The 13,277-nt window shown below is 50.6% G+C and carries 9 protein-coding genes and 2 pseudogenes; 1 reads left to right on the top strand and 10 read right to left on the bottom strand.

The features are described 5' to 3' along the window. From CRG49_RS13600 to CRG49_RS10390, 3 genes and pseudogenes are all read right to left on the bottom strand, one after another. Positions 1-95, bottom strand: a pseudogene (locus CRG49_RS13600) (transposase); the annotation flags it as partial. Between the two features lie 148 nt (positions 96-243). Further along, a pseudogene (locus CRG49_RS13735) lies at positions 244-645 on the bottom strand (lytic transglycosylase domain-containing protein); the annotation flags it as partial. 353 nt (positions 646-998) lie between these two features. Then, complete coding sequence (locus CRG49_RS10390) at positions 999-1,961, bottom strand: calcium/sodium antiporter (protein ID WP_095501851.1); 963 nt, start codon at positions 1,959-1,961, stop codon at positions 999-1,001. 317 nt (positions 1,962-2,278) lie between these two features. Between CRG49_RS10390 and CRG49_RS10395 the strand changes: the two genes are divergently transcribed. Then, entirely contained in the window at positions 2,279-3,616 is a 1,338-nt protein-coding gene (locus CRG49_RS10395; protein WP_095501850.1) for a sodium-dependent transporter, read from the top strand. Positions 3,617-3,815: 199 nt separating this feature from the next. Here CRG49_RS10395 and CRG49_RS10400 read toward each other — a convergent pair whose 3' ends face one another. From CRG49_RS10400 to CRG49_RS10430, 7 genes are all read right to left on the bottom strand, one after another. Further along, positions 3,816-4,823: an FAD:protein FMN transferase gene (locus tag CRG49_RS10400; RefSeq protein WP_095501849.1), complete on the bottom strand. Its 1,008-nt coding sequence runs from the start codon at positions 4,821-4,823 to the stop codon at positions 3,816-3,818. A gap of 161 nt (positions 4,824-4,984) precedes the next feature. Beyond that, positions 4,985-5,482, bottom strand: coding sequence for a nitrous oxide reductase accessory protein NosL (locus CRG49_RS10405; RefSeq protein WP_095501848.1), 498 nt, complete (start codon positions 5,480-5,482; stop codon positions 4,985-4,987). Continuing rightward, positions 5,479-6,309 carry an ABC transporter permease gene (locus CRG49_RS10410; protein ID WP_095501847.1) on the bottom strand — a complete coding sequence of 277 codons (831 nt, stop codon included), beginning with the start codon at positions 6,307-6,309 and terminating at the stop codon, positions 5,479-5,481. Before CRG49_RS10410 ends, CRG49_RS10405 begins: the two co-directional genes overlap by 4 nt. Then, positions 6,306-7,196, bottom strand: coding sequence for an ABC transporter ATP-binding protein (locus tag CRG49_RS10415; RefSeq protein WP_095501846.1), 891 nt, complete (start codon positions 7,194-7,196; stop codon positions 6,306-6,308). The genes CRG49_RS10410 and CRG49_RS10415 overlap by 4 nt, the downstream gene beginning before the upstream one ends. Positions 7,197-7,256: 60 nt before the next feature. Continuing rightward, on the bottom strand, positions 7,257-8,606 hold the full coding sequence (locus CRG49_RS10420; RefSeq protein ID WP_095501845.1) for a nitrous oxide reductase family maturation protein NosD: 1,350 nt from the start codon (positions 8,604-8,606) through the stop codon (positions 7,257-7,259). Between the two features lie 153 nt (positions 8,607-8,759). Then, a complete protein-coding gene (gene nosZ, locus CRG49_RS10425; RefSeq protein WP_095501844.1) occupies positions 8,760-10,727 on the bottom strand; it encodes a TAT-dependent nitrous-oxide reductase in 1,968 nt (655 codons plus the stop codon). Positions 10,728-10,801: 74 nt separating this feature from the next. Next, on the bottom strand, positions 10,802-13,063 hold the full coding sequence (locus CRG49_RS10430) for a NosR/NirI family protein (protein WP_095501852.1): 2,262 nt from the start codon (positions 13,061-13,063) through the stop codon (positions 10,802-10,804). Between the last annotated feature and the right edge of the window lie 214 nt (positions 13,064-13,277).

Genomic DNA, 13,277 nt, shown 5'->3' on the forward strand with positions numbered 1-13,277 from the left:
GCCAGGGAGGTGACGCTTTCCTTTTCCTGCGTGTAGGCCAGCCAAATGGCTTGGCGGTGGTGCGGGGTGAGACGGGTGTTTTTGTGCATGTTCATGTTTTAGTATTCTCCTGGAAATACTGTAAACAACGCTACTAGTTTCTACAGCAGCAGCCATCAGAACAGGATGTTTACTCAACCGTGCATAGCGGTATTTGACGTTTTTCACATACGCGCGGGTTTCAGCATAAGGCGGTATGCCCCGGTATTTGTCGACTGCCCCTTCACCGGCGTTGTATCCGGCCAAGACCAAATCCATGTTGCAGCCCGTCGGATGATTTCGGTCAGGGTAACGGTTGCACAAAAAACGCAGATAGCGCGTGCCTGCAATCAGGTTCGGTTCAGGGTGGTACAGATACTTAGGATTAACCCCCATCCGCGCTGCCGTGGGTGGGATAACCTGCATCAATCCGCGTGCGTTTTTGTGTGATAACGCATTTGGATTACCAGAGCTTTCCCGTCCCATTACCGCCCAAATCATATTAGGGTCAAGACGCTGTGCGGCTGCGTGTTTTTCAACCAAGGCCGCATATTGAGGCCAAGTAAGCTTTTCCGCGTGAGCGGCCGATGCAGCCAGCAAAACGAATGCTAAAAGGTATTTTTTCATTAAGCCTCCTGTTCTCCAAAATAAAAAAGCAATATCTAAAGCCTTCTGTAAAGGATTTAAATATTGCTTCTTGTGTCTAATTTGTGCCTAAATGACGATTTATGCGACTGTATCAGACTGTATGTGCAGGCTTCACTACCATTTAAAAACAATTAGTTATGTTTTACATTTCTAACTCATAATCCCTTGGTCGTGGGTTCGAAACCCACCGGACCCACCAAATTAAAAACCGGATATGTCACTTGGCATATCCGGTTTTGCTTTCAGACGGCCTAATGATTGCTGAAAAATTATGCCGTCTGAAAACAAAAAGAGCAGGAAATCCCCTGCTCTTTTTTATTCCTTATAAAAAATTAAAAACTGGTGCTAATCAAATAACCTGTGTAAGCCACATACGAGCCCAGTAAAATCAAGCCTTTCAGACGGCCGATCTGACCTGCGCCACCTTTGCCCAAGCAGAAGACAAACAGCAACACAGTCAAACCCGACATAATGGCGACGTCGCGGGTGAGGATTTCCGGTGCGACTTCCATCGGGTGAATCACGGAAGCCAAGCCGACTACGGATAAGGTGTTGAATAAGTTGGAACCGACCACATTGCCAATGGCGATGTCGTGTTCGCCTTTACGCGCGGCGGCTACTGATGAAGCCAACTCCGGCAATGATGTGCCGATGGCCACCACGGTCAGACCGATAATCAAATCGCTCACACCCATGCTTTGCGCCACGGTCACCGCACCCCACACCAACAGACGCGAGCTGAGTACCAATACCACCAAACCCACAATCAACCAAAACAAGCCTTTTTTCAGCGGCATTTGGCCGCTTTCCAATTCATCCGAAAGGTCTTCGACAATATTATCGGCACCTTTCAGGTTGGTTTTTACCGTCCATCCCATATAGCCGAGCAACACCAGCAGCAATATCGTGCCATCCATCAGGCTCAAATAACCATCAAACAATTGAAACGCGGCTAAAGCGGTAATCACCAGCAATACCGGCATTTCAGTTTTAACGATTTGTTTTTGCACCATAATCGGGCTGATTAAGGCGGTGACACCCAAAATCAGGGCGATGTTGGTGATGTTGGAGCCATAGGCGTTGCCCAAAGCAATGCCGGGGCTGCCGTCTAAGGCCGACATGACGGAGACGACCATTTCCGGCGCGGAAGTACCGAAGCCGACGATGACCATACCGATTAATAATGGCGACATGCCGAAATGGCGGGCGGTAGCAGCCGCACCATCAATAAAGCGGTCGGCGCTCCAGACCAGTAAAACGAGGCCGACGATAATGGCTATGATAGCGTAAAGCATTATTTTCCTTGTATTTGGTGTGTTTTGAAAGGAAGCTATTGTAGCAGCTTTCCTAATCTTTCCAAGACGGCGCTGAGACCTGTTTGATAAATTGATACGCCAAGATGATATTCTGTTTTCAGACGGCATAATATTTCTATTTTCAACTATTTTCTTTGCATTAATTCTTTGCCTTCTAAATTTTTTGATGGTTTCCACCCTATGCCATCTATTCTCGGCACCTTCCGTGCTTAATCCCACAATCTCGGCCTTACCCACTCCAATATGCATAACAGCTTTGCTACAATCAGCCATTATTTTTACATTTCGATACATTTATGAATGCTTCTGCTTCTTGGTCATCCAAATTAGGCTTTATCCTGTCTGCGGCCGGTTCGGCGATTGGCTTGGGCGCGATTTGGAAATTCCCCTACACCGCCGGCACCAACGGTGGTGCCGTATTCTTTTTATTGTTTTTGCTGTTTACCATCTTGGTTGCGCTGCCAGTGCAATTAGCTGAGTTTTACATCGGCCGAACCAGCGGTAAAAACGCGGTCGATGCGTTCAAAACACTCGCCCCCGGTTCGCAGTGGCCGTGGGTTGGCCGCATGGGCGTGGCAGCGTGTTTTGTGTTGCTGTCGTTTTACAGCGTGGTCGGCGGCTGGGTGCTGAATTATGTGGTGCACGCGTTTACCGGCCAAATCCACTCTGAAGCCAACTTTGAAGCCTTATTCGGCGCCACCATCGCCAATCCTGGGAGTGTGTTGCTTTATCAAGGCTTATTTATGTTGATGACGGTTTGGGTGGTTAAAGGCGGAATTTCAAACGGCATTGAAAAAGCCAACCGCTATCTGATGCCAGCTTTGTTTGTGTTGTTTATTGTCTTGGCCATCCGCTCGATGACACTGCCCAATGCCATGCAGGGCGTATCATTTTTGCTGAAGCCCGATTGGTCTTACTTCACGCCGCACACCATGCTGATGGCGCTGGGTCAGGCATTTTTTGCGTTGAGTATCGGCGTATCCACCATGATTACTTACGCATCTTACCTGAGCAAAAAGCAGGATTTGTTCCGCTCGGGCAACAGCATTATGTGGATGAACTTATTGGTGTCGTTGCTGGCTGGTTTGGTAATTTTCCCGGCGGTGTTTGCGTTTGGCTTTGAACCCTCACAAGGCCCGGGCTTAATCTTTATCGTGTTGCCTGCAGTGTTTATGAAAATCCCGTTCGGCACCATCCTCTTTGCCATCTTTATGTTGCTGGTGGTGTTTGCCACCCTCACTTCTGCATTCTCCATGCTGGAAACCGTGATTGCCGCCACCATCCGCCAAGACGAAAGCAAACGCAAAAGCCGCACTTGGCTAATCGGCGCGGCCATTTTTATCGTTGGTATTCCTTCGGCTTTATCGTTTGGCGTATTAGGCGAATTTAAAATATTCGGCAAAACCGTGTTCGATTTGTGGGATTACATGATTTCCGCCATTATTATGCCGATCGGCGCATTGAGTGTAGCCATTTTCACCGGCTGGGTGCGCAACAAACAATCGGTTTTGGCAAATATCAGCGAAGGTAGCTCCGTACCGAAAAACGTGACTCAATTATGGCTTAATACCTTACGCTTCTTAGCGCCGATTGCCATCCTGATCGTTTTCATCAATTCATTGGGTTGGATTTAAATCCGACAAATAATAGGCAGCTAATATTCATACAAAAGCCGTCTGAAACAGGTACTGGTTTCAGACGGCTTTCATGTTTTTCAGTTTCTCAGATTAGCTTGAGATTCAATTTCACAGTGAAAACAGCACGCACTGCAACAACAATTCAAGCTTCCTTGAGATATTCGCAATGCAAACATGATGAAAACTGTTTTTTCTTCTATTCAATAACTTTCATCTGCCTATCCGGCATCACCAGCCACACTTTAGCCTGCTTAGCCCGCGCCGCTTGCCGGATTTCATCTGGCGACATCACCGAAAACGCCGTAGCAAACGCATCGGCCAGCGTGGCGGTTGGCGCCATTACGCTCATGCTGTGGTAACGCGGTGTGCTCACCCCCGAACGCGGGTCAAACAAATGGGTAAACTTACCCGCTTCATCCATCACCGTGCCATAGCCGCCCGACGTGGCAAAGCCTTGGTTTTGCAGCGGCACATTCATCAATACACCTTGCTCATTTTGTGGATCGCGGATACCCACCTGCCAAGTGCGTTCACCGCGTGTATCCAAGCCGCGGATTTCACCCATATCCACCAAGGCTTGTTCCACGCCGTTTTGCTGCAACAATTTCACCACTTTATCGGTGATGTAGCCTTGGGCAATGCCGTTAAACGACAAGCCCATATCCCGCCCGTGAAAGCGGACAAAGGTATCGTCAAATTCCACTTTATCAAAACCGACCTGCTGCAAGGCTCGATTCATATCCGCCTGCGACGGCGGCGTATCGGTATTGGGATGCCGTCTAAAATAATCGGCATAAAAGTTCCATAGCGGCTGAATGCTCGGGTCAAACGCACCTTGGGTGAGTCGGTAAACTTCTTGGCTGATGCTCAACAGCGCCAACAAATCCTGCGGCGGATTGTTCAGACGGCCTTCACGGTTAAGCTGCACAATCAGGCTGTCGTCGCGGTATAAGCTGAAAATCTTTTCCAAACGCGCCACTTCCGCCAATGCCTTATTCACCAAATCATCGGCTTGGCGACGATCAACATGATATAGGTGCAACTGCGCACCCGAACCCAAAGCAATGCCCTGCCAGACAAACGGCTCAGCTTCATCGGGATTAGGTTTATCGGTTGGGCGGTTTAGTGCAAACGGCAAAATCGCACCACCGGCCACAATGGCGCTGATGGCCAAAAAACGGCGGCGGTTTAGGGGGATATTCATGGCTTTTCTGAAATAAAATCAAAACAGATAATTTTGTGAACCCCTTCAATCATCAAGAAACACCCTAGCCGCCGTCATTACGCGTACTGGTTTATGAATGAGTTTTACAAAATCTCAGGCCGTCTGAAAGCTCAAAACCCTTTTCAGACGGCCTATTCACATTATTTAAAAATATACGCTTCCGGCATCTCATCAAAGCTCACCACTTTGCCGCCCTTCTCTTGCGCAAACTGCTCAGCCTTGGCTTTGTCCGCAAACGGCAGCGCATCTTCCGAACCCATGCCGCCGATAAAGCCGCTTTCGATAACATACCATGCTTTTTTGGCATCAATCCACGCATCATTGGCATTCGGCTGCGCCCAATCGGTGACTTCACCCATATCGGTGACATACATCACATGAATGCCTTTAGGCTCTTCCGGCAGCTTGGTATAGCCGAACATTTGGCGGATGGTCGAGAACCACACCGGCTTATCGGGCTTGCCGTTGAGATACAGCTGCGCTTTCGGGCCGTCATGTTCCATCAGGTTCATGGTGCAGTAATGGCCGGTCGATTGTGCAGTAATCGGCGCCGGAGCAGGCGGCGGCGCGGTGTTTTCTTTGGCACCACAAGCCGCGAGCAGCAAGGCGGTGCAGATTGTTAAGGCAAATGTTTTCATATTTGTCGCTTTCCAAAAATCCAAGCCGCCAACAGCAGCGGAATGATGACCCACAACACCTGCGCGGTCAGCAACACCGGCAGCGTGAGGCTGATTTGCTCGGTCAAACCGGCCATGCCCGAATACATGGCGGTGTTTTCATAGCCGGTCAGGTTGAGCAGGCGGTAAATGTCGGTCGGGTTGAACAATAAAATGCTTTCCACCATAGTCGCGGTGAGTGTTTGCTGCGTATCGGCCACCAACACGCCAAGCAAGGCCATGTCGAAAATCACCACGAAAAACAGCCACACGCCGATGGCAATGCCTGCCGCCGTGCCGCGTTCTTTCACTTTCGCGCTGATTAAATAGCCCAAGGCCAAAAACGCCGCGCCCAAAATCACGCTGGCGCCAATCAGAGCGGCAAACGGTTTCCATGCGGCGATGTTGATGCCGCCATTGGCCAACTGCAACGCAATACCGGCCAAGCCGTAACCGGCAGTCGTGGCCAAAGTCAAAATAATCAAGTGCCCCAAGAACTTACCCGCTAAAATTTGATTGCGCGAAATCGGGTAGCTTAATAACAAACCCATCGTACCGCGCTCGATTTCGCCAATCAAGGCATCGTAGGCCAAGAGCATGGCAATCAGCGGAATCAGGAAAATCGACAGGCTCGACAGGCTCACCACCGTAACCGTAAGCGGATCGACCTTCACCGAACCGGTTGGCGCGCTGCCCAAAAACCCCAGCGACAAAGCCAATGCCGCCAGCAGCAACGCCGCCGCCAACACCCAGCGGTTGCGCAGGCTGTCGCGCACTTCTTTGCCGGTGATAATCAAAATCGGGTTCATACGTCTTCCCTTTTCAAGAATTGTGCATACATTTCATCGAGCGTCGGCGTATGGATGTCGAGATAGGCCAAATCGTTTAAATCGCCCAATTCGGCCAACAAAGCCATGCGTTCGTCTGCTTGGCATTGCGCGCGGAAATTGAGGCCGTCTGAAGACTGCCAGCGCGATGACAAAGGTTTGCCGTGTTTTAGGCGCACATTCACCGTGAGTGGCAAACCGCTTTGCACATGCAGTTCGTCCATGCTGCCATCGGCGACTTTGGCGCCGTTTTTCATCACCACCACGCGGTCTGCATGGCCGTCGAGTTCGGCCAAAGCGTGGGTGCTGAGCAACACAGTTGCGCCTTTACCGTTTAATTCGCGCACTACTTCATAAAACATTTGCCGTGAAGCCGGATCCAAACCTGTAGTCGGCTCGTCAAACAGTAATACCTTCGGCTCGCCCAACAACGCCTGCGCCAAAGCCAAACGCTGACGCATACCCTTTGAATAAGTGCCGACACGGCGTTTGGCTGCTTGGGAAATGCCCACGCGTTCAAGCAAATCTTGGTTTTTATTCAGCGGCTGCTTTTTCAGTTTGGCGTAGAAAGCCAAGGTTTCCAAACCGGTCATCGATGGGTGCAGCGCCACCGTTTCCGGTAAATACCCGATTTGGCTGCGCACCGCCGCACCGGCTTTGCTGCCGGTTTTCTCACCCAACAGCATCACTTCGCCCTGCGTTGGCGTAATCAAGCCGAGAATCAGCTTCATCAGTGTGGATTTACCCGCGCCGTTGTGTCCGGCCAAGCCCACGCTCTCACCGGCTTTCAGCACCAAATCGACATGATCGACCGCGCGCTGTTCGCCGAATTGTTTGGTCACGTTTCTCAATTCAACATGATTGCTCATGGTGTTTCCTTGTGTGTTTGTTCAGACAGCCTTTTTCAACATAAGGCCGTCTGAAAGCCTTTATTCGTTTGCCTGCGCCGCCCATGCCGATTTGGTTTGCTTGGCTGCTTGCAACATTTCCGCTTTGTGTTGCAGATAATACGGCATGGTCGGGTTTTGATACGGCTTCATCAGCGGTTTGCTGTCCACCACACCGCCCGGCATAATCGCGGGGAACTGGCTTTGCGCCCATTTCACAATGCTCACCGCCGGACTGTTCATCAGCAGTCTGGCCACCGGTGCGCGCCAGATGATTTGGTCGGTGATGCCGTTGGGGCGGTATGCGCTGTCGCCGAAGCCGTCGCCGTCGAGGTCGAACGCGCTGTTGTCACTCCAATAATTACCGCGCCCGTCCTCCGACCAATCCAAGAAACGCGTGCTGACGTATTTGACTTGGCTTTCGTTGTTGATAAACGAATTGTCGGTCAATTCCGTGCCTTCAATGGCGGCGGTGAAATGGATGCCGATTTTGCATTGTTCGAAATGGTTGCCAAAGATTTTGTTGTTATTGGCGTTGTAGGCAAACAGGCATTTGTCGGCCTGATAAATTACGTTGTCCTGCACTTCCGACTGGTTGACGTAATTGAGCATGATGCCTTGGTCGCGGCTCATCACGGCGATGTTGCCGCGCACTTTGATGCGGTCGGAAAACATCATGGCGTAGGCGATGTTGTTGCCGATGGAAATATTGTCGATGACTTCGCTGTCGTTGGTGTACATATAATGCACGGCGAAGCGCACATCGTGAAAGCGGTTGCCTTTATAAATATTGAAGGTGCTGGCGTTGGAAAAAATGCCGTCGCGGCCTTTGGAAATGTCGTTGCCCACCACTTGCGAACCGGGCGCGTTCCACACGGTTACGCCGTTGCCGCGCTCATTCACGCGCAATTCGGCATTGCCGACGATTTTGTTGTCGCGCACCATGGCATCTTTGGGGCCGTGCAGATACACGCCGACGGAATTATCCAGAATATCGTTTTTTTCCACCAAAGCGTTGGTGGCGGTTTCTTCCAGATAAATGCCGGCGTCCATATCCGGCAGACTCATGCCCGAGCCGCTGACGGTAAGATGGCGAATCACCACATCAGGCGCATGCACGCTGACAGTACGACCTTGACGGTCGCCTTGAATGGTGGCGGAACGGTCTGCCGGCCCTTCTAAGGTTAAGGGTTTATCGATGATGATTTTGGTTTGATACACGCCCGAAGCGAGCTTGAGCGTGTCGCCTGCTTGGGCTTGGGCAATGATTTGATTGAGATTATCCGTGGGTGAAACGGCAATCACGGCAGCAAAGGCCGTCTGAAACCCTACTGCGGTGAGCAGCGCACAAACAGCGTATTGCAGCGTTTTGACATGAAATAGAGTGTGCATGTGGTTTCTCTTGTTTTCAGACGGCCTGTATCGGCGCGACAAGTTTAACATTATAACAAAACCATCTGCCTGATTTTCAAATGGCTTTGTTATAAAGGCCGTCTGAAAAGGAATTACCGTTTCAGACGGCCTGCTTGTTGATATCAGGTAAGATTATTTAGGTTTTACAATCATTTGGCCTGACATTTCCATGTGCAATGCGTGGCAGAACCATTGGCAGTAGTACCAATGCACGCCCGGACGATGGGCGGTAAAGGTAATCGAGCTGGTTTGTTGCGGGCTGACTTCCATCGCAATGCCGTAGCCTTCCAAAGTGAAACCGTGGGTCAAGTCTTCGATGGTTTCCACGTTGGTCACCACCACGGTCACTTCATCGCCTTGGTTCACTTCAAATTGCGGCACGCTGAATGCAGGCGCAACGGCAGTCATATACACTCGTACTTTATTGCCTTCGCGCACCACTTTGGCGGCTTTTTCCAACTCAACGCCGTCTTTGGCAGCCATATCGGCGGCATCTTTCCACCACCAGGCGTGTTTGGTGCGATCCCAAGTTTTGACCGGGTTCACTTTAGACGCAGCCACCAAACAGAAGTCGTGCGGTTCGGCAAAAGTCGGATTATCGTGCACCAATTTCATCTCGTCGCCTGAAATGTCGATCAATTGGTCACACTCAGGCTTCAGCGGACCGGCATTCAAGAAACGGTCTTTCGAGAATTTATTCAAAGATACCAACCATTTACCATCAGCCTCTTTGGTTTCGCCCATGGTAGTGTGATTGTGACCCGGTTGGTAGTGAACATCGATTTTTTGTTTGATCGGATCGATTTTCTCTCCGGCATAAGCTTTAATCGCATCTTCGATGTTCCATTTCACCATTTGGCTGTCGATAAACAAAGTGGTGTAGGCGTTGCCACGGCCGTCAAATGCGGTATGCAACGGGCCTAAACCCAATTGCGGTTCGGCCACGACAACGTCGCGCGGCTGGATTTTACCGGCAAATAAATCATCGAGTTTGCTTACGTCCAATACGGTCACGGTTGGTGACAGTTTACCGTTGAGCATGATGTATTTGCCGTCAGGCGAGGCATTACAGCCGTGCGGTGAGTTTGGCACCGGAATGTAGCGGGTGTATTTAGAATTGGCTTCGGCGCGGCCATCCACCATTTTTACACCGTTAACTTCTTTAAAGTCGCCGTTTTTGATACCTTCTTCAATCGCCGCCAAGTTGAACACGACTACCCAGTCTTGCTCGTTGGCAGAAGCGGCTTGCACAGTCAATCCCCGCTCGGAGTTATAGCAGGTAGAGAATGAATATTTACCTTGGTAGTCGGCATCACCGTTATCCAAGTTACCGTCTACCAACACCTGCCATGCAATCTCCATGGTTTCGCCGTCGATAGCGGTGTACACCGCATTCCAAGTTTTCGGGTCGTTCAGATTGCCGACACCATCTACCGGTACGATGTGTTCACCGTTGGCAAATACATAGCCGGTTTTCGGATAACGTTGCGGACGCAAGCCATGGATACCGGAAGCATTCGGAATCTCAACAATTTTGTCGGTTTTCATGATTTCCAAATTCACACGGCACACACGATTGTTGGCTTTATCATTGGCGTAAGCGTAACGGCCATCGTAAGTTTGGTCGGTAAACGACAAGTGAGGGTGGTGCAAGTCGCCATTTGGAAGGCAGCGCAAACCGCTGGCTTTCAAAAATGCATTGGTTTCAGGCGTATTTTTTTCGTTCAAAATACGCAGGCTCTCGTTGGTACGGCCCCAACCGGTGGCGCTGTCCATATTGAACACCGGTATGCGTATCAGTTCGCGCATGGAAGGCAAGCCTACCAAGCGCATTTCACCGGATTGTCCGCCTGATAAGAAGCCGTAGTATTGATCCAGCTCGCCCGGACCCACGTGGATAGACTGGCCGCCCTCGCTGCTGTGTGTGTCGGCTTTGGCCGCAGGTGCAGAACTTACAGCCGCGCCTTTATCGTTCTCGGCATTGGAACAACCGGCCAAACCCAACAAGCCCGCACCGGCAATACCGGCACCGGAAGCCGCGGCAGTGCCTAAGAATGAACGTCGGCTTAAGCCGTTTTGTTCTAATTTTTCGTCTGACATAAAACTCTCCTTGGGATGAAATTCGGTATTTGTCTTTTCAGACGGCCTACCGTGGGATAAGGGAAACTAATTCTTTACTTTTCAACGGTGATTTTTGCACCGGGTTTCACAAAGTGCACCACATGTTCATTGGTTTTAGCGGTTTGTTCAGCTTCGTGTTCCGATTTGGCCGCAGCTTGGCGTTGTTTCTTCTTGTTGGTTGCCACCACTTGCGGACAACGTGTTTCATGGTGATACATCACTTGGCAGTGCAGACATTGAATACACTCGTTCGGATGAATATCGCCTTCAGGCGCAATCGCTTGAACCGGACACTCGTGTGTACAAATCTGACACGGATTGCCACACATTTTGTAGCGGCGCAGCCAGTCAAAAATGCGGAAGCGTGCCGGAATCGCAATCGCTGCGCCCAAGGGGCATAAGTAACGGCAAAAGAAGCGTTCGATAAACAAACCGGCGGCCAACAATGCCACAGCGAACAACACAAACCACCATTCGCGCATGAATTTCAAAATAATCGCGGTTTTAAACGGCTCGATTTCGGCAAAATGCTCGGCCAAACCCAAGTCGTAGAGCGAAATCGCCAGCAAACCGAAGAAAATCACGTATTTAATCGCGCTCAAGCGCGTGTGCAGCAGATGCGGCACGGTGATTTGTTTCACGCCCAATTTTTTCGCCAAGCGGTTGGTCAACTCCTGCAAAGAGCCAAACGGACACAACCAGCCACAGAAAGTACCACGGTTCCACAGCAGCATGGTCGCCGCCGTAAACAGCCACAAAATGAACACCAGCGGATCCATTAGGAGGAATTCCCAGTGGAAATCAGTCAAAATGGCAGAAAACAGCGTCAGGGTATTCACCACCGATAATTGTGCCTGCGCGTACCAACCGATATAAACCAAGGTGAAAGTCAAAAAGGCAATACGAAAACGGTCATACCATTTTTCATAGCGGACAATCCAGTCTTGGAACAAGAACACCAGCAGCAAAATGGTTAAGGCAATACCAACCACGATGATTTGCGCTTTTTTCGCCTGCCAAATCTGTTTCCACAATTGGCTGGATACGCCATCATCTGTTGCCGCATCCAAAATACCCGCGGTTTGATTGGCTAATTTTCGGCCTTCGGCGGCAGGTGCTTCAATCGGTGCAGTGATGGTCACCGGCTCGGCTTCAGGGTCGTCAACGTAATAGCCCTGCGGCAATTCGTAGGCCAAATCGGCAGTGACAAATGCTTTGTCGCTCACACTCAATACGCGCTGAATCATCAATTGCAAACGCCACGGTTCGGCAGCATCAAATGTCACATCTTCCGGAATGGTGAACCAAGATACTTCTTTAAAGGCCGGCGCGCCTTCTGCAGCCAAAGCCACCACACGCTCATGTTGCGCATCGGTAAAGCGGAAACTGTTGTCGCCCTGAATCATCTCAATGCGGTCGAAAATACCACCGCGTACATAGCCCGAGCCTTTCCAAGAATAGCGGCCTTCGCCGGCAACCATAATCGCTTGTTGACCCGGTTTCAGACGGCGTTGCAAGTTGTTCCACCCTGCCTCACCCAATAAGCTTTTACCGATGGAAGGCTGGCTTACCACCGCCACATACATATCGACAAAAGTATCATCGCCCGGCCCTTCTTCGGCGTGTTCGACCACGCCTTCTTTGCCGCTTTGCTCAAATAATTTATTGGCTTCGTCCACCGTCATGCGCAGCTTGGTGACGGCTTTTTGTTCCAGCAAGGCATTCCATGATTGAATATCTTGTTTATCCATACCAACAGCACGGCGCGGACGGGTTTGCACCGCTGTTTGTGCTGCAGCAGCACCATCGGCAGCCGCAGCCGCTGTCGCACCTGCTGTGCCCAATTGGTATTGTTGGGCAATGGTTTTAATCGAGCGCTGCATGCTGTCGTTAATCACCATCAGCGTCACGGTCGCGCCGCTGATGATGTCGGAAGGTGCCACGCCCGGCTTCGGAGGCGTGGTAATGAAGTTCAGGCCGATATAGTCATCAATAAATTTATCCACACGCGATTGCGGGATGCCGATGAGCGTAATCGGTTCATTATGCGCCACCAGTTTGGCACCGGTAATCGTACCGTCATTGGCTGAGGCCACCATGGTATCAATGGGTTTGCTCGAATACCCGCGGGTATTGACAACATCGGTGGTGATGAATACCAAGCCCAGTTGCTCGTCGCCTTTGTACACACGCGCCACCATCGGCTTGCCTTCAGGCTCACCGTAGCGGTCGGCTGTCGGAAAAATTTCAGACGGCTGTACTTTGCTCAAAAACTCCGGCAGACGCTCTGCATGAACCGGTAGGCTGATCACCATCAAAACCAATGCCAGCGCGACCGCAACCACCCATTTGAGCAGATTGTTATTCTCTGCTCCATCCCTATCAAAACCGTACATAACCTATCCCCGATGACTCGATTACTCAAAACACTAGGGCGTGTCCCTAATTTGAATAAGCCCAAAAGAGCCCTATTTTAACCCTATATTCCAACGAAATATAGGCAAACACAAACAATGGCGAGAACCGCAA

It is taken from the genome of Neisseria sp. N95_16 (assembly GCF_002551535.2).
Taxonomy (GTDB): Bacteria; Pseudomonadota; Gammaproteobacteria; order Burkholderiales; family Neisseriaceae; genus Neisseria; species Neisseria brasiliensis.